Origin of the sequence: Streptomyces sp. NEAU-W12 (assembly GCF_026242095.1) — a bacterium.
Classification (GTDB): Bacteria; Actinomycetota; Actinomycetes; order Streptomycetales; family Streptomycetaceae; genus Streptomyces.
In genome coordinates this window covers 112,957-136,596 of the sequence record NZ_JAPJDM010000014.1, presented here as the reverse complement: position 1 = coordinate 136,596, position 23,640 = coordinate 112,957, and the positions used below count along the sequence as shown (strand labels likewise).

19 protein-coding genes are annotated in these 23,640 nt (G+C 73.0%); 10 read left to right on the top strand and 9 right to left on the bottom strand.

Features of this window, described 5'->3' with window-relative positions; all coding sequences use genetic code 11:
* Positions 1-160: 160 nt before the first annotated feature.
* On the bottom strand, positions 161-1,609 hold the full coding sequence (locus tag ORI94_RS19375) for an MFS transporter (RefSeq protein ID WP_266077229.1): 1,449 nt from the start codon (positions 1,607-1,609) through the stop codon (positions 161-163).
* 430 nt (positions 1,610-2,039) lie between these two features.
* On the opposite strand from ORI94_RS19375, the gene ORI94_RS19370 reads away from it, so the two are divergent.
* Positions 2,040-2,975 carry a DUF3027 domain-containing protein gene (locus ORI94_RS19370; protein WP_266077227.1) on the top strand — a complete coding sequence of 312 codons (936 nt, stop codon included), beginning with the start codon at positions 2,040-2,042 and terminating at the stop codon, positions 2,973-2,975.
* Positions 2,976-3,092: 117 nt separating this feature from the next.
* On the opposite strand, the gene ORI94_RS19365 is transcribed toward ORI94_RS19370, so the two are convergent.
* The gene (locus ORI94_RS19365; protein WP_266077225.1) at positions 3,093-3,506 is read right to left on the bottom strand and encodes a hypothetical protein; all 414 of its coding nucleotides are present in this window, start codon (positions 3,504-3,506) and stop codon (positions 3,093-3,095) included.
* On the opposite strand from ORI94_RS19365, the gene ORI94_RS19360 reads away from it, so the two are divergent.
* The 3 genes from ORI94_RS19360 (at position 3,412) to ORI94_RS19350 (ending at position 9,835) form a co-directional block, all read left to right on the top strand.
* Positions 3,412-4,290 (top strand): hypothetical protein, encoded by an 879-nt coding sequence (locus tag ORI94_RS19360; RefSeq protein WP_416237849.1) that lies wholly within the window; start codon positions 3,412-3,414, stop codon positions 4,288-4,290. The two genes, ORI94_RS19365 and ORI94_RS19360, sit on opposite strands and share 95 nt — an antisense overlap.
* Positions 4,291-4,295: 5 nt before the next feature.
* Positions 4,296-6,479, top strand: coding sequence for a bifunctional serine/threonine-protein kinase/ABC transporter substrate-binding protein (locus tag ORI94_RS19355; RefSeq protein WP_266077386.1), 2,184 nt, complete (start codon positions 4,296-4,298; stop codon positions 6,477-6,479).
* A gap of 224 nt (positions 6,480-6,703) precedes the next feature.
* The gene (locus ORI94_RS19350) at positions 6,704-9,835 is read left to right on the top strand and encodes a sacsin N-terminal ATP-binding-like domain-containing protein (RefSeq protein ID WP_266077223.1); all 3,132 of its coding nucleotides are present in this window, start codon (positions 6,704-6,706) and stop codon (positions 9,833-9,835) included.
* Positions 9,836-10,118: 283 nt separating this feature from the next.
* On the opposite strand, the gene ORI94_RS19345 is transcribed toward ORI94_RS19350, so the two are convergent.
* The gene (locus ORI94_RS19345) at positions 10,119-10,307 is read right to left on the bottom strand and encodes a hypothetical protein (RefSeq protein WP_266077222.1); all 189 of its coding nucleotides are present in this window, start codon (positions 10,305-10,307) and stop codon (positions 10,119-10,121) included.
* 373 nt (positions 10,308-10,680) lie between these two features.
* On the opposite strand from ORI94_RS19345, the gene ORI94_RS19340 reads away from it, so the two are divergent.
* Positions 10,681-11,562 carry a calcium-binding protein gene (locus ORI94_RS19340; protein ID WP_266077221.1) on the top strand — a complete coding sequence of 294 codons (882 nt, stop codon included), beginning with the start codon at positions 10,681-10,683 and terminating at the stop codon, positions 11,560-11,562.
* A gap of 162 nt (positions 11,563-11,724) precedes the next feature.
* Here the strand turns inward: ORI94_RS19340 and ORI94_RS19335 are convergent, their stop codons facing one another.
* Both ORI94_RS19335 and ORI94_RS19330 read right to left on the bottom strand, forming a co-directional pair.
* Positions 11,725-14,280 (bottom strand): HAD-IC family P-type ATPase, encoded by a 2,556-nt coding sequence (locus ORI94_RS19335; protein WP_266077220.1) that lies wholly within the window; start codon positions 14,278-14,280, stop codon positions 11,725-11,727.
* Positions 14,281-14,464: 184 nt separating this feature from the next.
* Complete coding sequence (locus tag ORI94_RS19330) at positions 14,465-14,812, bottom strand: DUF2530 domain-containing protein (RefSeq protein ID WP_266077383.1); 348 nt, start codon at positions 14,810-14,812, stop codon at positions 14,465-14,467.
* Positions 14,813-15,034: 222 nt separating this feature from the next.
* On the opposite strand from ORI94_RS19330, the gene ORI94_RS19325 reads away from it, so the two are divergent.
* Positions 15,035-16,474 carry an NCS2 family permease gene (locus tag ORI94_RS19325; RefSeq protein WP_266077219.1) on the top strand — a complete coding sequence of 480 codons (1,440 nt, stop codon included), beginning with the start codon at positions 15,035-15,037 and terminating at the stop codon, positions 16,472-16,474.
* 75 nt (positions 16,475-16,549) lie between these two features.
* Here ORI94_RS19325 and ORI94_RS19320 read toward each other — a convergent pair whose 3' ends face one another.
* Positions 16,550-16,732 carry a ribbon-helix-helix protein, CopG family gene (locus ORI94_RS19320; protein WP_042169331.1) on the bottom strand — a complete coding sequence of 61 codons (183 nt, stop codon included), beginning with the start codon at positions 16,730-16,732 and terminating at the stop codon, positions 16,550-16,552.
* A 204-nt stretch (positions 16,733-16,936) separates the two neighbouring features.
* Between ORI94_RS19320 and ORI94_RS19315 the strand changes: the two genes are divergently transcribed.
* The 3 genes from ORI94_RS19315 (at position 16,937) to thpR (ending at position 19,579) form a co-directional block, all read left to right on the top strand.
* A complete protein-coding gene (locus ORI94_RS19315) occupies positions 16,937-17,374 on the top strand; it encodes a MarR family winged helix-turn-helix transcriptional regulator (protein ID WP_266077218.1) in 438 nt (145 codons plus the stop codon).
* A gap of 141 nt (positions 17,375-17,515) precedes the next feature.
* The gene (locus tag ORI94_RS19310) at positions 17,516-18,937 is read left to right on the top strand and encodes an MFS transporter (protein ID WP_266077217.1); all 1,422 of its coding nucleotides are present in this window, start codon (positions 17,516-17,518) and stop codon (positions 18,935-18,937) included.
* A 69-nt stretch (positions 18,938-19,006) separates the two neighbouring features.
* Positions 19,007-19,579 carry an RNA 2',3'-cyclic phosphodiesterase gene (gene thpR, locus ORI94_RS19305; RefSeq protein ID WP_266077216.1) on the top strand — a complete coding sequence of 191 codons (573 nt, stop codon included), beginning with the start codon at positions 19,007-19,009 and terminating at the stop codon, positions 19,577-19,579.
* Positions 19,580-19,726: 147 nt separating this feature from the next.
* Here the strand turns inward: thpR and ORI94_RS19300 are convergent, their stop codons facing one another.
* A complete protein-coding gene (locus ORI94_RS19300) occupies positions 19,727-20,719 on the bottom strand; it encodes an aldo/keto reductase (RefSeq protein WP_266077215.1) in 993 nt (330 codons plus the stop codon).
* 241 nt (positions 20,720-20,960) lie between these two features.
* Positions 20,961-21,638, bottom strand: coding sequence for a GDSL-type esterase/lipase family protein (locus ORI94_RS19295; RefSeq protein WP_266077214.1), 678 nt, complete (start codon positions 21,636-21,638; stop codon positions 20,961-20,963).
* A gap of 132 nt (positions 21,639-21,770) precedes the next feature.
* Between ORI94_RS19295 and ORI94_RS19290 the strand changes: the two genes are divergently transcribed.
* Entirely contained in the window at positions 21,771-22,778 is a 1,008-nt protein-coding gene (locus ORI94_RS19290) for a WD40 repeat domain-containing protein (RefSeq protein WP_266077207.1), read from the top strand.
* Here ORI94_RS19290 and ORI94_RS19285 read toward each other — a convergent pair.
* Complete coding sequence (locus ORI94_RS19285) at positions 22,752-23,582, bottom strand: TetR/AcrR family transcriptional regulator (RefSeq protein WP_266077205.1); 831 nt, start codon at positions 23,580-23,582, stop codon at positions 22,752-22,754. The genes ORI94_RS19290 and ORI94_RS19285 overlap by 27 nt on opposite strands.
* Positions 23,583-23,640: the final 58 nt, after the last annotated feature.

The window sequence follows — 23,640 nt, the reverse complement described above, 5'->3', positions numbered from 1 at the left end:
CTGTGCCGGCCGGTCCGTGCGCCGATCGGCGGCTCGTGTCGTCCGGGTGTGCGAGCCGTCCCGGGGAGGGACGGGCAGGGACGGGCCGGGGTTGGTGCGAGACCGCCGCCGGAGGTCGCGTCGCCCTTGTGCCGGCCGGTCCGTGCGCCGGACGGCGGGTTCACGCCACCCGCGTGCGTCCGCTGTCCGTGTCGTGCCGGGCCGAGCCGATCAGGCCGCGGACGGTGGCCAGCCAGCCCGTGGCGACGATCGCGGCGCCCACCGCCAGGCCCAGCGGCCCGACCAGCGGCATCACGATGCCGATCGCCCCGCCCAGCACCCACGACATCTGGAGCAGCGTCTCGGAGCGCGCGAACGCCGACGTACGGACCAGTTCGGGCACGTCCCGCTGGATGAGCGCGTCCAGGGACAGTTTGGCGAGCGCCTGCGCGAACCCGGCGATCCCGGCCAGACAGGCGATCACGACCGCGCTGAACAGCGCCGCCGCGGTGATCGCCGCGGCGGCCACACAGGCCACCACCGTCACGATGATGATCTCCGGCGCGCGGGATCTCAGCGAGGCCCCGACGGCCGTACCGAGCGCGTTGCCCGTGCCCGCCGCCACTCCCACGACGGCCAGGGACACGGCGGCGCTCTGCCCGGACATCGGATGCTCGCGCAGCAGGAACGCGAGGAAGAAGATCAGGAACCCGGTCAGACAGCGGATGGACGCGTTGGCGGCCAGCGCGTGGGTGACGGCCGGGCCGACCGTGCGCAGGCCGGGCCGCTTGACCGGCTTGAGGTGCGGGCCGTGCAGATGCTCCTCGTCCGCCGCGAGCAGCGCCGTGTCCTCCCCCTTCGCGGAGTCCACCTTCGACGGCAGCGTGAACGCCAGCACCGCCCCCGCGACGAACAGGACGAACGCCCCGTACAGGGGCCAGCGCGGCCCGATCTGGTGGAGGCCCGCGCCGATCGGCGCCGCGATGCCGGTGGCCAGCAGGCCGCCCAGGGTGACCCGCGAGTTCGCCTTCACGAGCGAGAACGCGGGTGGCAGCAGCCGCGGCACGACGGCGCTTCTGACCACCCCGTACGCCTTCGAGGAGACCAGCACGCCGAGGGCGGCCGGATACAGCTGGAGGTCGCCGGTGACGACCGCCCCGGACAGCACCAGGGCGAGGATCGCGCGGGCGAGCATCGCACCCGCCATCGCGGCCCGGCGGCCGTGCGGGAGACGGTCGAGGAGCGGGCCGACCACCGGGGCCAGGAGAGTGAACGGGGCCATCGTGATGGCGAGGTAGAGGGCGACCCGGCCGCGGGCCTCGTCCGTCGGCACGGAGAAGAAGACGGTGGACGCGAGGGCGACGGTGATCATGACGTCGCCGGCACCGTTCACCCCGTGCAGTTCGATCAGTTTGCCGAGGCCGGACTCACCGGCGCCGTGCGCGTGGGTGGCCCGGCGGATCCCGCGCGCGGTCCCGGTCACCGGGAGGCGCAGAACGCGCCCGAGCGCGCGCAGCGGACCGCCCGTCCGGCCGGTCCCGACGCGTCGGCCCTTCTGCGGGCCCTTTCCCTTGACCCCATCGGCCTCACCGGTCCCGGTGGCGCCCTGGGGTGTCCTCGCGGTAGCCACGACGTTCATAGTGCCCCGATATGGCGGTACGTAGTGCCGCAACCTCGGTGACGGCTCCGGCACGTGCCGCTGTCCGGCGGAACGCCCCGGTGGTGAGGGGCCCGCCGGGTGTTCGCCGACCGTCGGCCGGCCATCCGCCACGCCGGTGCGGCAAGGGCGTCGCACACGGGCGCCGCGGGTTCCGCGGGCGTGGCGGGGGCGACGGGAGCGGTGCGGATTCCGGCGCGCGATGGCCCGAGAACTACCGTCGGTGTAGGCCATACGCACGCGAGAAGGTAGCGTGCATATCTCAGCCATCCCGCAGAATGGATGGAGGCGCGCCCGAGCACGAATCGGCGCGGACGTCGACGCGGTCCTCCGGTCCGCTCCGTCCGCCCCCCGCGCTGGGAGTGGCGCACTCGTGAGACGGCGTAGGAGAGAAGCGATACCTGTGAGCGCAGCGACAACGCGAAGCCGCACCCCCGACCGCCTGTGCGCCGAGGCGGTCGACCTCGCCCGTGCCGCCGCCGAGGAGGCCGCCGCGCCCGGGGTCGTCGGAGAACACGAAGGGCTGGTCTCCGAGGGCGACCGGGTCGTCACCCACTTCTTCGCCTGCCGCGAGCTCGGCTACCGGGGCTGGCGCTGGGCCGTCACCGTCGCCCGCGCCTCCCGTGCCAAGCTCGTCACGGTGAACGAGTCCGTCCTGCTGCCCGGCCCCGACGCGCTGCTCGCACCGGAGTGGGTGCCGTGGAGCGAGCGGCTGCGCCCCGGCGACATGGGGCCCGGCGACCTGCTGCCCACCGACGCCGAGGACCTGCGGCTGGAGCCCGGCTACTCGGGCGAGGACGAGCCGGCCCCGAACTCGACGGTCGCCTCGGTCACCGGGGAACTCGCCGAGCTGGTGGAGGCGGAGGACGCCGAGGTCGCCGCGGGCTCCCCGGCCGACCTGACGATCGCACCCGCCCGTGGCTCGATCGCGTCGGTCGCCGAGGAACTCGGCATGCGCCGCGCCCGCGTCCTGTCCCGCTACGGCCTGCACGTCGCCGCCGACCGCTGGGAGGAGGCGTTCGGCGCCAAGACCCCGATGGCGCAGGCGGCCCCCGCCTCCTGCGTCAGCTGCGGCTTCCTCGCCCGCATCGGCGGTTCCCTGGGCCAGGCCTTCGGCGTGTGCGCCAACGAGTTCTCCCCGGCCGACGGCCGCGTGGTCTCCCTGGCGTACGGCTGCGGCGGCCACTCCGAGGCCGCGGTCATGCCCAGGCCGCCGCAGCCCGTCCCGCCGAGGATCGACGAGACCCGCGTCGACCCGTTCCCGCTCCGCCCGGCCGCGGACTCCGGCTCGGTCCCGGCGACGGAGGACGAGTCGTCGGCGGAGCTGGGTCACTCGTAGGCGGAGCGCCTCGCCCGCGGGAGGGCTGCCCTCGACGGCCCCGGCGCAGGCTTCGTTCCCCGTCCGCCGTCTCTCCGCCGGGCGCCCGGTGTCCGCTCGGGCGCGGGGTGGGTTTCCTCAGACGTCCTCGAAGTTCCCTTCGGCCTTCGGTGCGGTGATGGCGCGGGTGAGCCGGAGGCGGAGGACCCCGAGGTCGGTGCAGCCCGTGACGCGTGTGCGGACGTCGTCGGAGACGTCGAGACCGCGTTGCGCGAGGACGAGCAGAACGGCTCCGGCCTGCCCTGCGGCGAGGCCCCCGGCGAGGCCTTCGGACCGGCGGCGAGTGAAATAGGCCGCGGCGGGGAACCGTCGGCCCCCTCTTTCGTCGTCTCGCGTTCGTGAGGGAGACGACCAGACGTGCTCGGATACGGAACGAGTACGACCATCGGGGGGATCGATGTTCACTGTTTTCCGACTGCCGGCGCCCGCTGCCCGGCCTTCGCGCGCAGCCGCCACCACCGTCGCGGTGGTGACGGCGGTCGCGGTGCTCACCGGCTGCGGCGGCGACGGAGAGCGCGGGGACACGGCGAAGGGGGGCACGGCGAAGAGGGACACGGCGAAGGGGGGCACGCCGACCTCGCCGAACGCCTCCGCCTCCGCCTCCGCCGAGCCCTCGGCCCCCAGCAGCGTCGGTGCCCTGCCCGACGCGTACGACTTCACTCCCGCTCCGGAGCGGATACCGAGGACGGCCGCCCAGGCCCGCGCTCTCACGCGCGACGTCGTGCTCGCGCCCGCCGACTGGACGCCCGGCATGGTCCGGCACGACCCGTACGAGACGGCCGGCACCTGGCCGGTGCTTCCCGACACCTGTGTCTGGACCCGCGGGAAACTGCCCGACGGGGTGCTGGACAGCCACAACCGCCGTATCGACCTGCCGGCGAAGGACGGCAAGGGCCGTGTCCTGGGATCGGTGACGGTGACCGTGCACCGGGACGAGGCGGGTGCCGAGAGGGAGTTGAAGGACACCGTTCAGGAGAGCTTCCGCTGCCCCGTGCAGGATCTCGGCGGCGGGCAGAAGCTCGACGGGCTGATGTCGATGCACATCGATCCCGAGGACGTGAGGAACGCCGACGCCACGCTCTTCGAGGCCGGCACCTACTCGGGACCCGCCTCCGACGGACCCCAGGGCTACGTCTGGACCAAGTCCCGCATCGGGCCCGTCACCACGGCCGTCTCCGTCAAGGGCGCGAAGGGCCGCACGACCAAGGACCTGATCCGGCTCGCCGCGGAGGCCGGGGCGAAGCTGCTGTACCGGGTGGAGCTGGAGCTGAAGTGACCGATCTGCAACCGCTCGGTCCGGGGGACCCGGCGCGCGTCGCCGGCTACCGCGTACTGGGCCGGCTCGGCGCGGGCGGCATGGGCGTCGTCCTGCTCGGCAGATCGGCGGGCGGCACACTCGTCGCCGTCAAGCTGATCCGGGCCGAGTACGCGGACGACGCCTCGTTCCGCGCCCGGTTCCGGCGCGAGGTCGCCATCGCCCGCCGGGTGCGCACCCGATACGCCGTTCCGGTCGTCGACGCGGACACCGAGGCCGCCGCACCGTGGCTGGCGACCGCGTTCGTGCCCGGACCGTCGCTGGCCGACGCGGTCGCGACGAACGGCCCGCTGCCGGTCCGCAGCGTACGGGCGCTGGGCGGGATGCTCGCCGAGGCGCTGGAGGCGGTTCACTCCGCGGGCATGGTGCACCGGGACGTCAAACCCGGCAACGTCCTGCTCGCGGCCGACGGCCCGCGCCTCATCGACTTCGGCATCGCCCGTGCCCTGGACGACACCGTGCTCACGGCCGCGGACGCCGTGGTCGGCTCCCCCGGATTCCTCTCCCCGGAGCAGGCACAGGGCCGCCCCGTCGGACCGCCCAGCGACGTCTTCTCGCTCGGCTGCGTGCTCGTCCACGCGGCGGCCGGGACCCGGCCCTTCGGCAGCGGTCCCGTCGAGGCCATGCTGTTTCGGACCGTGCACGACCCGGCGCGGCTCGACGGCGTCCCGGCGGAGCTGCGGCCGGTCGTCGACGCGTGCCTGGCCAAGGAGCCGGGCGAGCGGCCCACCGCCGCGCAGCTGCGGGCCACCTGCGCGGAGGACGCCACCGGACCCGCCTGGCTGCCCACCTCCGTCACCCACCTGATCGCCGAACGCTCCGCCCGGATGCTGGCCCTGCCGGAGATCGACGCCACGCACGTCGACCGTCCGGCGCACGCAGACCGTCCGGCGCACGCCGACCGCCCCACACGGGGCGTCTCGTCCGACGGCCCGGACACCGGGGGGCGTTCCGGACCGCCGGGCAGACGGCGGATGCTCACGTACCTCGTCTCCGGGGCCGCCGGTCTCACCGTCGCGGGGTCGACGGCGTGGCTGATCGGCCGCGACGACGGCGGCGGTGACAACGGCGCCCGCCGGCGCGACACGACCGAGCCGGTGCTGCACCTCGGGCTCCAGGCCGACCTGAGCGGCCCCGGACGCCGTCAGGGCAAGGCCGCCGAACAGGGAGCCCGTCTCGCCGTCGCCGAGCACAACGCCCGTGACGACGAGCCGTTCACCCTGGCCCTGACCACCGCCGACGACCGGGGCGACGCGGCGGGCGCGGAGTCGGCCGCACACCGCCTCGCGGCGGACGAGCGGATCGCCGCCGTGATCGGCGCGACCGGCGCGGACGCGGTCGGAGCCACGCTCGACACGTACGACGGGGCCGGGCTCACCCTCGTCAGCGTGCTCGACGGCGACATCCGCCACCTGAACCGGGTCCTGCTGTGCGCGAGGCCCAACAACGCCCTGCAGATGTATCCGGTCGCGCAGTACCTCGGGCTGCACGACCTCGACGACATCGCCCTCGTCGACGACGAGAGCGAGTACGGACGGCAGGTGACCCGCCTGTTCGCCGAAGGGCTGCGGGGCACGGGCGGGCGCAACGTCCTGCCGGAGACGGTCCCCGCGGACGGCCGGGACACCGACGCCCGGGTCCGGGACATGATCGCGCGGTCTCCGGGCGCCGTGGTCTACGGCGGCGGGCCCGACGGCATGGCCCGCTTCGCCCGCGTCCTGGCAAAGACCGGTTACCGCGGGCCCCGCATCGCCAGCCAGAGCGCCCACGACCCCGGCTTCCCCGCGCGGGCCGGGGCGGCCGCCGAGGGCTGGCTCGTGGTGTCCACGGCGACCGACCCGTCGGCCGCGCCGTCGACGCGCGCCTTCACCCGGGCGTTCCGCACCCGCCACCGGGCCGATCCGCCCTCCTTCGCCGCCGAGGCGTACGACGTGGTGCGGCTGGTCACCTCCTGCGTGCGCACGCTGGACCGGCCCCGGCCGACCCGGCACGACCTGGTGCCCGTGCTGCGCAGGACGACGTACAAGGGGGTGTCGAAGAGCTATGCCTTCGAGCCGGAGAACGGCGGGTACGTGGGCGAGGGCGTCTTCTTCTACCGTGTGACCGGCGGCCGTTTCCGCTTCCTCGGCAGCGATCCCCGGAAGGTGTGACCCGGTTCGGCCGCACCGGCACACACCGGTAAGGCCCGGCACACACCGGTAAGGCCCGGCACACACCGGTAAGGCCCGGCACACACCGGTAAGGCCCGGGGCGCGCCGGTAAGGCCCGGGGCTCGCCCCGGGGCGCCCGCCCGCTCCGGCGCGATGCGCGCTCACGGCCGGTGGGGCGGTACCTTCGGGCTCACGCCGATGACGGCCGACGAGGAGAGATCAACGTGAGCATGTTCGTACGGCCTGCGGACGAGGGCGCGGACCCGTTCGGTACGGCGCGGCTGCGGCGTGGGGTGCTGGACGCCTGGGCCGCCAGTCCCGCGCGGTTCCGCGAGGACGCCAACGCCGAGGAGGATCTCGTCCTCGGCGGGTACCGGGACCGCCTCGTCGTCGAGCTGGCGCAGAACGCCGCCGACGCCGCCGCCCGCGCGGGAGTGCCGGGGCGGCTTCGGCTCACGCTGCGCGACGGGGTGCTCGTCGCCGCCAACACCGGTGCCCCGCTCGACGCGGCCGGCGTCGAGTCGCTGTCCACCCTGCGTGCCTCCGCGAAGCGGGACGCCCCCGACCGGGCGGTCGGACGGTTCGGGGTCGGCTTCGCCGCCGTGCTCGCCGTCACCGACGAGCCCGCCGTCGTCGGGCGGCACGGCGGAGTGCGCTGGTCGCTCGCCGAGGCGCGCGGGCTCGCCGGGGAGAGCGCCGGGTCCAGCGCCGGGCTCGGTGACGAGATCCGGCGGCGGGACGGGCACGTGCCGTTGCTGCGGCTGCCCTTCCCCGCCGAGGGGACCGCCCCGGACCCGTACGACACCGCCGTCATCCTGCCGCTGCGCGACCCTGCCGCCGCCGCTCTCGCCGAACGGCTGCTGCACGCCGTCGACGACGCCCTGCTGCTCGCGCTGCCGGGGCTGGAGGACGTCGTCGTCGAGGTCGGCGACGACGAGCCCCGCACCGTGATCCGCCGCACCGAGGGCGACCTCACCGTCGTCGAGGACTCGCGGGAGGGGACCACCCGGTGGCGCACCGCCGCCGCGCACGGGCCGCTCACCCCGGACCTGCTCGCCGACCGGCCCGTCGAGGAACGGCTGCGGCCGCACTGGTCGGTGACCTGGGCCGTTCCGGTCGACGCCGACGGCAGTCCGGTACGGCCCCGGACCAGCCCCGTCGTGCACGCCCCCACCCCCAGCGACGAGCCGCTCGGCGTGCCCGCCCTGCTCATCGCCTCCTTCCCGCTGGACTCCACCCGCCGGCACACCGCCCCCGGCCCGCTCACCGACTTCCTGGTGGAGCGCGCCGCCGACGCCTACACCGGGCTCCTCGCCGACTGGCGCCCGGTGACCGCCGGGACCATCGGCCTCGTGCCCGGCCCGCTCGGCAAGGGCGAGCTGGACGGGGCCCTGCGGCAGGCGGTGCTCGCGCGGCTGCCGCGGACCTCCTTCCTCCCGCCCGCCGTCGCACCGGGTGGGCAGGACGAGGACTCCGATCTGCCCGAGTCGCTGCGGCCCCGGGACGCCGAGGTCGTCGAGGGGGCGGGCGCCGGGACCGTACGGGTGCTGGCGGAGGTTCTTCCGACCCTGCTCCCCGCCGGGCTCGAGCGGCGGGCCGAGCTGCGCACGCTCGGGGTGGCCCGGGTACCGCTGACCGACGCCGTCGACCGGCTCGCCGGGCTCGAGAAGTCGCCCGACTGGTGGCGGCGGCTGTACGAGAGCCTCGCCGGGGTCGAACCGGACCGACTCTCCGGGCTGCCGGTGCCGCTGGCGGACGGGAGGACCACCATCGGCCCCCGTCAGGTCCTGCTGCCCGGTCCCGAGGCCGCCGGGACCGACCCCGCGACGCTGGCCCGGCTCGGCCTCAAGGTCGCCCACCCGGACGCCGCGCACCCCCTCCTGGAGAAGCTCGGCGCCCTCCCGGCGACCCCGCGCGCGGTGCTCACCACCCCGCAGGTGCGGGCCGCCGTCGCCGCCTCACTCGACGAGGAGTCCGCCCTGAACTGGGAGGACGAGGCGCCCGACGCCGACGAACTCGCCGACACCGTGCTCGGGCTGGTGCGCGACGCCGGTCTCGAACCGGGCGACGAGCCCTGGTTGGGTGCCCTCGCCCTCCCCGACGAGGACGGAGAACTCTCCCCGGCCTGCGAACTGGTCTTCCCCGGCGGCCCGTTCGCCCAGGTGATGCGGGAAGGCGAACTCGCCGCCGTGGAGACGGAGCTGGCTGAACGGTGGGGTGAGGGGCCGCTCGCCGCCTGCGGTGTGCTGGTCGACTTCGTGCTCGTCCGCGCCACCGACGTCGTCCTCGACCCGGACGAACTCGACCCCCGTGAAGGGGACTTCGCCGAGCCCGACGACGCGGGTCTGCTGGACGCCGTGGACGTGTGGAGCGAGGACGTCCTCGACCGCTTCCCCGACAGTCCGGTACCGCCCGTCGCCACCGAACTCGTCGCCGTCCGCGACCTCGACCTCGTCGACGACGACCAGTGGCCCCGCGCCCTCGCCCTGCTCGCCCGCCCCCCGCTGCGCGACGCCCTGACCCAGCCGGTCCGCGTCCTGCTGCCGGACGGCACCCACGAGGTCGTACGCCCCTACACCGCGTGGTGGCTGCGCGGGCACCCGGTGCTCGGCGGCCGCCGCCCGGCCGGGCTGCGCGCCGCCGGGAGCGACCCGCTGCTGCGCGGCCTGTACGACGAGGCCGACGCCACCGGTTTCGACGACGAGCAGGTGCTGCGGGCCCTCGGCGTCCGTACGTCCGTGTCCGCGCTGCTCGGCGAACCGGGCGGCGCCGCCGAACTCCTCGACCGCCTGGCCGACCCCGGCCGTGAGGTCACCGCCGGTCAACTGCACGCCCTCTACGGGGCGCTGGCCGACCTGGATCCGGAGCGGGTGACCCTGCCGGACAGGGTGCGCGCGGTGGTCGACGGCCGGGTCGAGGTGGTGGACGCGGCGGACGCGGTGGTCGTCGACTCGCCCGACCTGCTGCCGTTCACCGGGGGAGTGGCCCTGCTGCCCGTGCGCCCCTCGCGCGCCGCCGAGCTGGCCGAACTGTTCCAGGTGCGGCGGCTGAGCGAGTCCGTCACCGGCGACGCCGACACCGAGGGCACCGAGCACGACGTACCGGAGTCGGTGCGGGTGCTGCTCGGTGCGGGCACCCCGGGCACGTACGTCGAGCACGAGGAACTCTTCGTGGACGGCGTGGAGATCGACTGGCGGCTGACCCGCGACGGGGTGCTGCACGCCGCCACCCTGGAGGGCGTCGCCGCCGGACTGGCCTGGGCGGCCCGGCAGTGGCCGCGCCGCTTCGAGGTCGCGGCGCTGCTGGAGGACCCGTCCAGGACCGAGGAACTGGCCCGGGACCGCTGGTTCGACTGACGGGTGTACGGGTGGGGTGGGGGGCCGGCGCACCGGCCCCCCCGCCCCACCCCGCACCCGCCGGTTACTTCGTGGGTGCCTGGGCGCCGGACTCCGCCGCGCAGGCCCTCCGGCTCACGGGCGAGCCTCTTCGCGTCGTACGGGCCGGTGTGCCGGCGGACGGGCACGGTCATGCCGCCGATTCCGGCGAGACCCGGGAGCATGAGCCTGCGGCGGCTGTTCAGCCCGCCCCCGGAGACCTCGTAGCGGACGTCCAGGCCGACGAGGAAGAAGAACAGGGCCGTCAGCCCGTCGTTGCCCCGGTGCCCAGGTCCATCGACAGCCGGGCGCCACCGGGGGAGATCCACGGACCGGTGTGCCACAGGGAGGTGTGTGCCTCCGACCAGGGCGAGTTCGTCCAGGCCAGGGCCACCGCCACAGCGGCCGGGAGCAGGCCCGTGCTGCCCGCCCCGGTCGCCGTGAAGGTGCGCACCGGGGTGGACAGCTGGGCCGCCGGTTCTCTGCTCCGTGACCGGGACCGGGAGCCCCCGGACTTGTTCTTGCGCAGGATCGTCCGGAGGTCACCGTGCCGGTCCGTCCGTCCGTCGGTCCGTCGGTCCGTCTCCTGGCCGTGCCACGCGGGGGGAGGCGTGAGGGCGAGGGGGCGCCGGCCCGAATGCCTCTCCTGAGGTGTCGCGCCACATGTTCCCCACTTCTCGTACAACCATTTGCCGCAGCCGCGTATCTGATCACGTGAGTCAACAGACTCCATGGTCACTCGGGTCCCGGACGTGACGACGAGCCGTTGGGTGACGTACCCAGAAGAACGTCGACCACCGGGACCCCTTTCTCCACATGGGGAACGCATGCGTATTCGTGCCACCGTCGCCGCAGTCTCCGGCGCCCTGGCCCTGTCCGCCCTCGCCGTCCCGGCCGCACAGGCCGACGGTCCCGGCGACGGGAACCCGACCAAGACCAGCGCCGCCGAGCGCTTCGGCACCTCCTCCGCCAAGTCCTCCGCCAAGTCGACGGCCCGGGTGGCCGCCGCCGCCGCGCCCACCGTCTCCAGCGTCAAGGTGAACGGCGGCAAGAACATCGTCCTCGGCACCACCACCGTCAAGACCTTCTCCGTGTCCCTGACCGCCAGCCACCCGAGCGGTATCGCGGACGCCTACGTCGACCTCTGGCACGGTACCGACGTCGAGGCCGGCCTCGACGGCTACCTCCCGCCGAACGAGGACGTCGCCACCTGCACGGCCACCAGCGCCACGACGTCCAACTGCAAGCTCACCATCACCGCCGAGCCCGGCTACGAGGGCAACGTGTACGCCAACTTCCTGGCCGGCACCTGGAAGGTGTCCGCCGGCGTGCTGGCCAACGACGGCGAGATGTTCTGGGACGACTACTACAAGACCCACAAGGTCCAGCGCCTGTCGAAGCTGACCGTCAACGCCTCCCCGGAGCCGGTGACCAAGGGCAAGACCCTCACGGTCACCGGCAAGCTGAGCCGCGCCAACTGGGAGACCGGCTCCTACTCCGGTCTGCCCAGCGGCCAGTCCGTGGCGCTGCAGTTCCGCAAGTCGGGCACCAGCACCTACACCAACGTCAAGGGCATCAAGACCGCTGCGGGCGGCGCCCTGAAGACGACCGTCACGGCCGCCACCGACGGCTACCACCGCTTCAAGTACGCCGGCATCACGAGCACCGCCCCGGCCACCGCGGCGGGCGACTTCGTCGACGTCAAGTAACACCGCTCGGGCTGGTCACGCGGATCGCCGAGGCGCCCCCCTCAGGGGCGCGGAGCCGCGTGTCGGCACGCGGCTCCGCCGCGCGGGCGCGACCAGCCCCCACCGGACCCGCGGGTGATCCACAGGCGGTACCCCCCCGGCGTTCACCCGCAGGGCCGAGCACTAAGCGGGAAGGCGGCGGTCCACCCACTTCCACAGGAACTCCAGGGTGGCCGCCGCCACCGCCGCGATGCCGACCGCCACCCACGGCATCGTCATCCCGACCAGCTTCAGCGCGAAGAACTCCTGGAGCCACGGCACCACCAGCACCAGCAGGAACCCGGCACCCATCGCCGCCACCAGGCCGATCCGCCACCACGTGTACGGGCGGGCGATGATCGCCAGCACCCAGATCGAGATCAGGAACAGCGTCAGCGTCGCCGCGCTCGTCTCCGCGTCCAGTGCCCCCTCACCGCTGTAGTGGTGGCGGGCGATCAGATACGTGGTGAACGTCGCCAGCGCGGCCAGCACGCCGCCCGGGACCGCGTACCGCATGACCCGCCGTACGAAGTTCGGCCGCGCCCGCTCCTTGTTCGGGGCCAGGGCCAGGAAGAACGCCGGGACGCCGATGGTGAGCGTGGACAGCAGCGTCAGATGGCGCGGCAGGAACGGGTACTCCACCTGCGAGCACACCACCAGCACCGCGAGCAGCACCGAGTAGACGGTCTTCACCAGGAACAGCGTCGCGACCCGGGTGATGTTGCCGATCACCCGCCGCCCCTCCGCCACCACCGACGGCAGCGTGGCGAAGCTGTTGTCGAGCAGCACGATCTGCGCGACCGCCCGGGTGGCCTCCGAGCCGGAACCCATCGCCACCCCGATGTCGGCGTCCTTGAGGGCCAGCACGTCGTTCACCCCGTCGCCGGTCATCGCGACCGTGTGCCCGCGGGACTGGAGCGCGCCCACCATGTCCCGCTTCTGCTGCGGGGTGACCCGCCCGAACACCGTGCCCTCGTCGAGCGCCCCGGCCATCGCCTCCCGGCCGGCGGGCAGCCCGCGCGCGTCGACGACCGTCCCCGCCAGCCCGAGCTTCCCGGCGACCGCGCCGACCGACACCGCGTTGTCACCCGAGACGACCTTGGCGTCGACGTCCTGCTCGGCGAAGTACGCCAGCGTGTCCGCCGCGTCCGGCCGCAGCCGCTGCTCCAGCACCACCAGGGCGGTGGGGCGGACCCCGACGGCGGCCTCGGGGTCGTCCAGGCCTCGCTCGCCGCGGGCGAGGAGCAGCACCCGCAGGCCCTGCTCGTTCAGCCGCCCCGTGCGGGCCAGGGCCGGGTGGTCGGCGTCGAGCAGGACGTCGGGTGCGCCGAGCAGCCAGACGGACGCGGTCCCGTCCTCCTCGGCGAAGGCGGCGCCGCTGTACTTGCGGGCGGAGGAGAAGGGCAGGGCGTCGGTGCGCCGCCAGTCACCGGTGTCGGGGTAGGCGTCGGCGATCGCCCGGAGCGAGGCGTTCGGCCGCGGATCGGAGACGCCGAGGGCGCCGAGCACCTTCCGCACGTACGCTTCGCCGCTGCCGCTGCCGCTGCCGCTGCCGCTGCCGCTGCCGCTGCCGCTGCCGCTGCCGCTGCCGCTGCCGCTGCCGCTGCCGCTGCCGCTGCCGCTGCCGCTGCCGTTGCCGTTGTTGCCGCTGGTGCTGTCGTTGTCGCTGGTGCTGCCGCTTTCGGAGGTGCCGTCGTCGTCGAGCAGGTGCAGCTCCGTGACGTCCATGCCGCCCTCGGTGAGGGTGCCGGTCTTGTCCAGGCAGACCGTGTCGACGCGGGCCAGTCCCTCGATCGCGGGCAGCTCCTGCACCAGACACTGCTTGCGGCCGAGCCGGACCACCCCGATGGCGAAGGCCACCGAGGTGAGGAGCACCAGCCCTTCGGGGACCATCGGCACGATCCCGCCGACCGTGCGGGCGATGGAGTCCTTCACCTCGTTGTCCTTGACGAACAGCTGGCTGATGATCAGCCCGGTCGCGGTCGGGATCATCATCCACGTCACGTACTTGAGGATCGTGGAGATGCCCGAGCGCAGCTCGGAGTGGACCAGCGTGAACCGGGACGCCTCCTCGGCGAGCTGCACCGCGTACGCCTCGCGCCCCACCCTCGTCGCCTGGAAGGCGCCGCCGCCCGCGACCACGAAGCTGCCGGACATGACCCGGTCCCCCGGCCGCTTGACCACGGGGTCGGCCTCTCCGGTGAGCAACGACTCGTCGATCTCCAGTGCGTCCGCCTCCGCGCACACCCCGTCGACGACGATCTTGTCGCCCGGCCCGATCTCGATCAGGTCGTCCAGCACGATCTGCGAGGTGCCGATCCTGGCGCTCGCCCCGTCCCGGCGTACCGTCGGCCGCGCCTCGCCGATCACGGCCAGGGAGTCCAGGGTCTTCTTGGCCCGCCACTCCTGGATGATGCCGATCCCGGTGTTGGCGAGGATCACGAAGCCGAACAGGCTGTCCTGGATGGGTGCGACGCCCAGCATGATCACCCAGAGGATGCCGATGATCGCGTTGAACCGGGTGAGGACGTTTCCGCGGACGATCTCGGTCAGCGACCGGCTGCTGCGCACCGGCACGTCGTTGACCTGCCCGAGGGCCACCCGCCGGGCCACCTCGGCGGAGGTCAGGCCGGTCACCGGTGACGTCAGGGTGCCGGGGTGCGCGGCACCGGACCGCGGGTCCGTGTCGAGATGCGTCATGCGGACGACGGTACGTGCGCGGACGTGGCCTCACCCACCGGTTGCGCGGAAGATCCGACCGGGGGAGGACGGCCGTAGGACCGTGGTCGTACGGGAGCCGCGGGCGACTCGGCCGACCGGCAGCGACGTGCGAAGACGTCCGGCCGGCAGCGACGTGCGGGGGGACGGCCGACCGGCAGCGGCGTCAGTCGGTCGAGGAGGCGGGTGAGGCAGGGGTGGTGGGGGAGGCGGGGGAGGGGCCGCGGAGCGGTTCGGCCTCCGGGGCGTCCGTGCTCCCGACGGCCTGTCCGGCCCGCGCGCGCCTGATCGCGCTCTCGCGCCGGCGGACGTACCAGATGCCGATGAAACCGAGGCCGCCGCCGGCCAGGCAGGTCCACAGCCACCAGGTGTGCCCGTGGTCGTCGAGCCAGCCGTAGAACGGCAGTTGCACCAGGAAGAGGGCGAACCAGACGAGCGTGCCGCCGACGACGGTGGCGACCACGGGCCCCTCCAGGGGCTCCGGTGCCTCGTGCTTGGGGGTCCCCTTGACGATGTCGGAGAGACCCGAGAGGAAAGCGGCCATGCGGACAGCTTACGAGGAGCGGGGGGTGTGGCGTCCGCCGCGTCCGCGCCACGCCGCCCGCTTGGGTCTACGCGCGGAGATAGCGAGAACGTCGTTATATGTTCATACTGAATCCGTTTGTCTCTGGCCACTTCTTTTCGTAGAAAACGCCAAAGGGCTTTGGGGGAAGTCCGCCGGTGATGAGGTTTCCGCATGCCCACGTCGGCCCCCGCCGAGGCTCCGATGCCCGATCAGCCCGGCCCCGGCGCACTCGACCGCTACTTCAGGATCTCCGAGCGGGGCAGCTCCCTGCCCCGCGAGATCCGTGGCGGATTCGCCACCTTCTTCGCGATGGCCTACATCATCGTGCTCAACCCGATCATCCTGGGCAGCTCGACGGACCTGTACGGCAACCAGCTCGACAACGGTCAGCTGGTCACCGCGACCGCCCTGACGGCGGCGTTCACCACGCTGCTCATGGGCGTCATCGGCAACGTGCCGATCGCGCTCGCCGCCGGCCTCGGCGTGAACTCGGTCGTCGCGCTCCAGCTCGCCCCCCGGATGTCCTGGCCGGACGCCATGGGCATGGTCGTGCTGGCCGGTTTCGTCGTCATGCTGCTGGTCGCCACCGGTCTGCGCGAGCGCGTGATGAACGCGGTCCCGTACGGTCTGCGCAAGGCCATCGCCATCGGTATCGGCCTGTTCATCATGATGATCGGCCTCGTCGACTCCGGCTTCGTCTCCCGCATGCCGGACGCCGCGAACACCACCGTGCCGTTGCAGCTCGGCACCGGCGGTCACCTCACCGGCTGGCCGGTTCTCGTCTTCGTCCTCGGCGCGCTGCTCACGCTGGCGCTGATCCTGCGCAAGGTGCCCGGCGCGATCCTCATCTCGATCGTCGTGACGACCGTTCTCGCCGTGATCATCGAAGCGGTGGCCGACGTCCCCTCCTGGGGCCTGACGGCCCCGGCCTGGCCCGGCAACCCGGTCGCCACCCCCGACTTCGGCCTGATCGGCGAGGTCAGCCTGTTCGGCGGCTTCGAGCAGGTCGGCCTGCTGACCGGTGTCCTGTTCGTCTTCACCGTGCTGCTGTCGTGCTTCTTCGACGCCATGGGCACGATCATGGGTGTCTCCGACGAGGCCAAGCTGACCGACGCCCGGGGGCAGATGCCCGGCATCAACAAGGTCCTCTTCATCGACGGTGTCGCGGTCGCCGCGGGCGGCGCCAGCTCCGCCTCCGCCACCACCGCCTTCGTGGAGTCCACGGCCGGTGTCGGCGAGGGCGCGCGCACCGGCTTCGCCAACGTCGTCACGGGTGCGCTCTTCGCCGTCGCGCTGTTCCTCACGCCCATCGCCACCATGGTCCCGTCGCAGGCGGCGACCCCGGCGCTGCTCGCGGTCGGCTTCCTGATCCTGGCGGGCTCGGTCGGGGAGATCGACTGGGCGGACTACACCATCGCCATCCCGGCCTTCGTGACCATGGTGATGATGCCGTTCACCTACTCGATCACCAACGGCATCGGCATGGGCTTCGTCACCTTCGTGGTGCTGCGCCTGGCGGCCGGGCGCGGCAAGGGGGTGCCGGCGGCGATGTACGTGGTGTCGGCGGTGTTCGCCTTCTACTACCTGATGCCGGCACTGGGCCTGACCTGAGCCGGCCCCGTGGGGGGAGCCGTGGAGGACCCGTAGGGGGACCCGTGGGAGAACCCGGGGGAGAGGGAGCGCGGCTCAGATGACGTCGTAGAACTTCTCCGTCTCCTCGACGGCGGTCTGGAACCGCTGGTCGAAGTCATCGCGCATGAGCGTCCGGACGACATAGTCCTGGACGCTCATTCCGCGTTTGGCGGCATGCTGCCGGAGTCGCTCGAGCAGCTCGTGGTCCATGCGCAGGCTGAGTACGTCGGTCCCCATGGCCATGAGCGTTGCCGCACATCCCGGCTCGGCGTGCGCGCTTCCACGCCGAGGTCACCCATATGAGTGATTCGAGTGAGTGATTCGGCCTCGCGGTTCGCCCGGGTGTCCCGGCGCGCGGGTGGCCGGTGTCACGGGTGCCGGCGGAACTCGAGTGCGCCCCGAGGGGTCCTTTAGCGAGAGTAATGAGTTATGCTAAATAACATGCCGGACCTCAGCCATGGCGACGACGCAGCCGCCGTGAACGCCCTTCGATCCGCCGTGATGCGACTGTCCCGTCGGCTCAAGCACCAGCGCGTCGACGAGTCGCTCAGCCCCACCGAGATGTCGGTGCTGGGCACCCTGGCCCGGTGCGGCCGGGCCACCCCGGGCGAACTCGCCCGCAAGGAGCACGTCCAGCCGCCCTCGATGACCCGCATCGTGGCGCTGCTGGAAGGCAAGGGCCTGGTCCGGCTGGAGCCGCACCCCGACGACCGGCGCCAGAAGGTCGTCACGCAGACCGAACGGGCCGAGGCGATGCTGGACGAGAGCCGCCGCAGGCGGAACGCCTTCCTGGCCACCCTGGCCGAGGAGCTCGACGAGGACGAATGGGCGAAGCTCCGTGCCGCCGCCCCCGTCCTGGAGAAGCTCGCGCACGTCTAGGCGCACGGGGTACGCGAGGGCCGGGGCGCGCGGTGCGGCACCGGCGAGGTGCGAGGCGCTGGGCACGAGGTACTGGACACCAGGTACCGGGCACGAGGTACGAGGTACGAGGCAACAGCAGCTGTCACCAGGAGGCGAACCTTGAGTACGGGTCCCGGAGCAGACTCCGCCCCCGCACCGGACCACGACGACGACCGGACCGCCCGCGACACCGGAACCGGCACCGGTACCCACACCGGAACCGGCACCCACACCGGCGCCGTGGGGGACAAGCCCCGCAGGGCCGGGATGTTCTCCTCGCTGAGGATCAGGAACTACCGCCTGTTCTTCGCCGGCCAGGTCGTCTCCAACACCGGCACCTGGATGCAGCGCATCGCCCAGGACTGGCTGGTGCTCACCCTTACCGGCTCCTCGGCCGCCGTCGGCATCACCACGGCCCTGCAGTTCCTGCCGATGCTGCTGTTCGGTCTGTACGGCGGCGTCCTCGTCGACCGGCTGCGCAAGCGCCCCACCCTCCTGTTCACCCAGTCCGCGATGGCCCTCACCTCGCTGGCACTGGCAGCCCTCACGCTCACCGGCCACGTCCAGATCTGGCACGTCTACGTCGCCGCCTTCGTCACCGGCCTGGCCACGGTGCTCGACAACCCCGCCCGCCAGTCCTTCGTCGCGGAACTCGTCGGCCCCGGCCGGCTGCAGAACGCGGTCAGCCTGAACTCCGCGAACTTCCAGTCCGCCCGCCTGGTCGGCCCCGCCGTCGCGGGGGTGCTGATCACCGGCGTCGGCACGGGCTGGGCGTTCTTCCTCAACGGCGTGTCCTTCGTCGCGCCGATCGCCTGCCTGCTGATGATGCGGTCCCGCGAACTGCACGCCGTCACGCCGTCCCCGCGCGGCAAGGGGCAGCTGCGGGAAGGGCTGCGCTATGTCGCTGGCCGGCCCGAGCTGCTCTGGCCGATCGTCCTGGTGGGGTTCATCGGCACCTTCGCCTTCAACTTCCCCGTCTACCTCTCGGCCTTCGCCGACGACGTCTTCGACGGGGGCGCGGGCGCCTACAGCCTGTTCAACACGCTGATGGCGGTCGGCTCGGTGGCCGGCGCCCTGCTCGCCGCCCGGCGCGGCACGGCCCGCCTGCGGCTGCTGATCCTGGCCGCGCTGGCCTTCGGCGGACTGGAGATCGTCGCCGCCGGGGCACCCGCCCTGTGGCTGTTCGCCCTGCTCATGGTCCCGATCGGCCTGGTCGCGATGACGGTCAACGTCACCACCAACACCAGCATCCAGATGGCCACCGACCCGGCCGTACGCGGTCGTGTCATGGCCCTGTACATGATGGTCTTCCTCGGCGGCGCGCCCGTCGGCGCCCCGATCGTCGGCTGGATCACCGACACCCACGGAGCCCGCGTCGGCCTCGCGGCGGGCGGTGCGGTCGCGGCCCTCGCCGCCGCCGTGATCGGCCTGATCCTGGCCCGCGTCGGCAACCTGCGCCTGACGGTCGGCTGGCACGGTGGGCACCCCCGGGTGCGGTTCGTGCCCCGGGAACGGCAGAAGGAACTGACACCGGTGGGATGACGGGACCCACGGAGCGGACGCGGGCGGCCGGGAGGGGGCGTACACGAGTTCCACCGGGAGACTGGACGCATGAGACTCTTCGCCGCCCTGCTGCCCCCCGACGACGTGTCCCGTGAGCTCGCCGCCGAGGTCGAGGTGTTGAGGGGACTCCCCGGTGCCGAGGGGCTGCGCTGGACCGACCGTCCCGGCCGGCACTTCACGCTCGCCTTCTACGGCGAGGTCGACGACGCTCTCGTGCCCGGGCTGACGGCGCGCCTGGAGCGGGCGGCGGCGCGGACCGGGCCGTTCGAGCTGGCGCTGAGCGGGGGCGGCCACTTCGGGCACGGGAGGGCGGTGTGGGCCGGGGCGGACGGTGACCTGCGGACCCTGCGCCTGCTCGCCGGGCGCGCCGAGGCGGCGGGGCGGAAGGCGGGCGTCGAGAGGGAGGAGCACCGCCGCTACAAGGCCCACCTGACGCTGGCCCGCAGCGGCACCGGCGTCGACGTGCAGCCGTACCTGCGGGCGCTCGCCGGGTTCCGGAGCCGTTCCTGGACCGTGGGCGAGGTGGCGCTGGTGCGCAGCCACCTGCCGAGGTCGGGCGTACCGGGCGAGCAGCCCCGTTACGAGGTGGTCGCGCGCTGCCCGCTCGGGCCGGCCGGTTAGGCTCGACGACGTGGACCCGAAAACCCGGAACCGGATCATGGCCGGTGCACTCGTACTGATGTTCGTCGTGGTGGCGCTGGCGTCGGCGCTCGGAGGATAGAGACCGATCCTCGCGCCGACGCCACCACCCTGACCGTGACGGCCGTCCTACCAGGCGAAGGCCTCCGGGGACGGGCCCGGGCCGGGGAAGATCTCGTCCAGTGAGGCCAGCAGCTCCTCGCCCAGTTCCAGCTCGACCGCCCGCAGCGCCGATTCCAGCTGCCCGGCGGTGCGCGGACCGACGATCGGGCCGGTCACCCCGGGACGGGTGAGCAGCCAGGCCAGGGCCGCCTCGCCGGGCTCGATGCCGTGCTTGTCGAGCAGGTCCTCGTACGCCTGGATCCGGGCGCGGTCCGCCGGGTCGGCGAGGGTCTCGGCGGCCCGCCCGGAGGCACGGCGCCCGCCTTCGACCTGCTTCTTGATCACACCGCCGAGCAGCCCGCCCTGCAGCGGTGACCAGGGGATGACCCCGAGCCCGTACTCCTGCGCGGCCGGGATGACCTCCATCTCGGCGCGGCGCTCGGCGAGGTTGTAGAGGCACTGCTCGCTGACCAGGCCGATGGTCCCGCCCCGCCGGGCCGCGGTCTCGTTCGCCTGGGCGATCTTGTAGCCGGGGAAGTTGGACGACCCGGCGTAGAGGACCTTCCCCTGCTGGACCAGGACGTCGACGGCCTGCCAGATCTCGTCGAACGACGTGCTGCGGTCGATGTGGTGGAACTGGTACAGGTCGATGTGGTCCGTCTGCAGCCGCTTCAGCGAGGCCTCCACGGCCCGCCGGATGTTCAGGGCGGACAGCTTGTCGTGGTTGGGCCACGCCTCGCCGTCGGCGCCCATGTTCCCGTACACCTTGGTGGCGAGCACGACCTTGTCGCGCCGCCCGCCGCCCTTGGCGAACCAGTTGCCGATGATCTCCTCGGTGCGGCCCTTGTTCTCGCCCCACCCGTAGACGTTGGCCGTGTCGAAGAGATTGATGCCGGCGTCCAGCGCCGCGTCCATGATGGCGTGGCTGTCGGCCTCGTCGGTCTGCGGACCGAAGTTCATCGTCCCGAGGACGAGTCGGCCGACCTTGAGTCCCGTGCGTCCCAGCTGTGTGTACTTCATGACCCAAGCCAACGTCCTGGAGTGCCCTCCAGGCAAGCGGGCCGGGGGAGCGGGATCAGTCGCGGGGGAAGTCGTCGGTCCCGAGGGTCAGGTCGGCCACGGCGATCGTGTCGTCCACGACGGTCGTCGTGGCACTCCTGCCCGGCCGCTCCATGGACGAGTGCGACCGCGCGGTACACCGATACGCACGGTGGTCGGGACACGGGGCTGTGCGCATATGCCAGGTCTTCCCTGGCGGTGGCTACGCCGCGGAGTAGGGTCCGCCCAGTCCCCAGCCCTGGTGCATCGCCTCCGCGAAGGCCTCCGCGATCCTGTGTTCGCCGTTCGCGTTGGGATGGGTGCCGTCGTACGTGTCGGTGTGGATGTCGTACGCGGACGGGAGGGTGGCCAGCAGGACGGGGGAGGCCGGGGTGTCGAGGTCGGTGGCCGCCTTCGCCAGGAGCTCGTTGAAGCGGGTGACCTGGGCGGCGAAGTCCGGGTCGGCCTCCGCGCGGATGTTGGGGATCACCGGGAGCAGGACCAGGCGGACGCGCCGGTTGGCCGCCCGTGCCCCGGCGACGAAGGAGACGACGTTGTCCGCGGTCTGTTCGGCGTTCGTGTAGAAGCCGAGGTCGATCAGGCCCAGGGAGACCAGGAGGACGTCGGCGCGCAGGGTCCGGACGGCCTCGCCGATCAGCGGTGTCATGTGGTGCCAGCCCTCGCCCCAGCCGGCCAGGTGCCCGCGCGGGAAGCCCGGGTCGGCGTAGGCGTACGACGTGGGGGCGTCCGTCTGCTGGTCGTGCAACGTCTCGCGCGGGCCGACGAGGGTGAACGGGCCGCCGTACTCCGCGCACAGGTGCTGCCACAGGCGGTAGCGCCAGGTGTGTTCACCCGCGCTCCCGATGGTCATCGAGTCGCCGACGGGCATGAACCTGAGCATCGGATCATCATGGACGATCCGCCCCGCCACCGCGATGTGAGTCCGGCCACCCGCCGTGAACCGCTCGGCCCCCCGCCGTGAACCGCTCGGTCCCCTGCCGTGAACTGCGCGGCGTGGTGGCAGTCTTGGGTCATGCGCCGACCCTTCGCACTGCTCGCCGCGACCCTCCTCCTCGGGGCGGGTGCCGCACCCGCCTCTGCCGCCGACGGCGACGACGCGGGTGCCGGGAACGAGTCCTTCACGATCCGGGACCCGCGGATCACCGAGTCCAGCGGGCTCGCCGCCTCCCGGCTCCACCCGGGCGTCTACTGGACCCACAACGACAGCGACGACGGCGCCCACCTCTACGCCGTCGACAGCGCGACCGGCGAGACCGTCGCCCGGATCACCTTCACCGGCGTCGGCAGTCCCCGGGACGTCGAGGGCGTCTCCATCGGGCCGGACAACCGGATCTTCGTCGGGGACATCGGCGACAACCTCGGCGGCACCTGGCCCCACGTGTGGATCTACGAGCTGCCCGAGCCGAAGGAGCTGCGGGACCAGACCGTGCGGGCCACGCAGTACGTCGTCACGTACTCCGACGGGGCCCGCGACGCCGAGTCCCTCGTCGTGCACCCGAAGACCGGGCGCGTCTACATCGTCGACAAGAAGGAGGAGGGCGGGCACCTGTACGAAGGGCCCGCCGAACTCTCCGCCTCGGGCGGCAACGTCTTCCGGCCGGTCGCCCCCGTCGACCTGTGGGCCACCGACGCCGCCTTCTCGCCCGACGGCCGGGAACTCGCCGTCCGGTCGTACTTCGGCGGCATCCAGTACGCCTGGGACGACGCCACGGACGGGAAGATCGAGCGCAAGGGGCGGCTCAGCGTGCCGCTCGCGGGGCAGGGCGAGTCCGTCAGCTACTCCGCCGACGGCTCCCGGCTGATGTACGGGAGCGAGGGCGAGCAGAGCCCGGTCGAGTCCCGGGAGGTGCCCGGGGGCGGCGGCGCCGGTGGTGGGGGCGGGGAGTCGTCCGGGGGCGGGGGCTCGGCGGCGGACGGGGAGGACGGGGCCGGTGGGGACGGGCTCGGGGCCGGGGTGGTCGGGGTGATCGTCGTGGGGGCCGTCCTGCTCGGGCTACGCCGGCTGTTCCGGCGGAGCTGACCGGTCCGGCCCGGCCGCGGGGGCGGACGGTGGGGCGCCCTTCGCGGTGCGGGCGGTCACGAAGACTTCCAGGCCGTCCAGGAGGCGTTGCAGTCCGAACTCGAAGTGGTCGAAGTCGGAGCCGAAGGTGTCCTCGGAGAGCGAGGCCAGGACGGGGTAGCGTCCGCTGAGCATGGCCTTCTCCAGGGCCGGCCGCTGTGCCTCCCAGAACTGCGCGTCCGTCAGTCCCGAGCGGCGCTCGGCCTCCGCCTCGTACAGCTGGGTGCGGGCGGCACCGACGACGTATCCGTCGATCATGACGATCGCCGACACCAGTTCGGGGTCGGACAGGTTCATCGGCTTGATCCGGGTGAGTACCCTCTCCATGCCGTCGAGCGCGCTCGGGCCGAGGATCGGGCGGGACTGGTTGACCTCCAGCAGCCACGGATGGCGGCGGTACAGCGCGAGGGTGGCGCGGCCCAGGGCTTCCAGGGCGGAGCGCCAGTCGCCGTCACCGAGGTCGGCGGGATCCTCCGACGGGCGCTGCACACGGTCCAGCATCAGGTCGAGCAGCTCGGCCTTGCCGGGGACGTAGCGGTACAGGGACATCGTGCCGGTGCCGAGCTCGGTGGCGATCCGGCGCATGGAGAGCGCGCCGAGCCCTTCCCGGTCCGCGACCTCGACGGCGGCCTCCACGACACGGTCCAGGGTCAGGCCCGGCTTCGGCCCCCGGCTGGGCCGTCGGCCCGTGTCCCACAGCAGGTGGAGGGTGCGGGTGATGTCACCGCTGCCACTGGATTCCGTACCGCCCGTACCGCTCTTCATGGGGGCAGTCTAGATCCGCGCGAAAAAACTGAGTACGGCGTACGCGCAATCGGGTACG

Coding starts and splice junctions, on each gene's coding strand:
- ORI94_RS19295 (WP_266077214.1), bottom strand. CDS start 21,638: ATGCTCAGGTTCATGCCCGTCGGCGACTCGATGACCATCGGGAGCGCG.
- ORI94_RS19300 (WP_266077215.1), bottom strand. CDS start 20,719: ATGAAGTACACACAGCTGGGACGCACGGGACTCAAGGTCGGCCGACTC.
- ORI94_RS19320 (WP_042169331.1), bottom strand. CDS start 16,732: ATGGGGACCGACGTACTCAGCCTGCGCATGGACCACGAGCTGCTCGAG.
- ORI94_RS19325 (WP_266077219.1), top strand. CDS start 15,035: ATGCCCACGTCGGCCCCCGCCGAGGCTCCGATGCCCGATCAGCCCGGC.
- ORI94_RS19335 (WP_266077220.1), bottom strand. CDS start 14,280: ATGACGCATCTCGACACGGACCCGCGGTCCGGTGCCGCGCACCCCGGC.
- ORI94_RS19340 (WP_266077221.1), top strand. CDS start 10,681: ATGCGTATTCGTGCCACCGTCGCCGCAGTCTCCGGCGCCCTGGCCCTG.
- ORI94_RS19290 (WP_266077207.1), top strand. CDS start 21,771: ATGCGCCGACCCTTCGCACTGCTCGCCGCGACCCTCCTCCTCGGGGCG.
- ORI94_RS19360 (WP_416237849.1), top strand. CDS start 3,412: ATGTTCACTGTTTTCCGACTGCCGGCGCCCGCTGCCCGGCCTTCGCGC.
- ORI94_RS19315 (WP_266077218.1), top strand. CDS start 16,937: ATGCCGGACCTCAGCCATGGCGACGACGCAGCCGCCGTGAACGCCCTT.
- thpR (WP_266077216.1), top strand. CDS start 19,007: ATGAGACTCTTCGCCGCCCTGCTGCCCCCCGACGACGTGTCCCGTGAG.
- ORI94_RS19285 (WP_266077205.1), bottom strand. CDS start 23,582: ATGAAGAGCGGTACGGGCGGTACGGAATCCAGTGGCAGCGGTGACATC.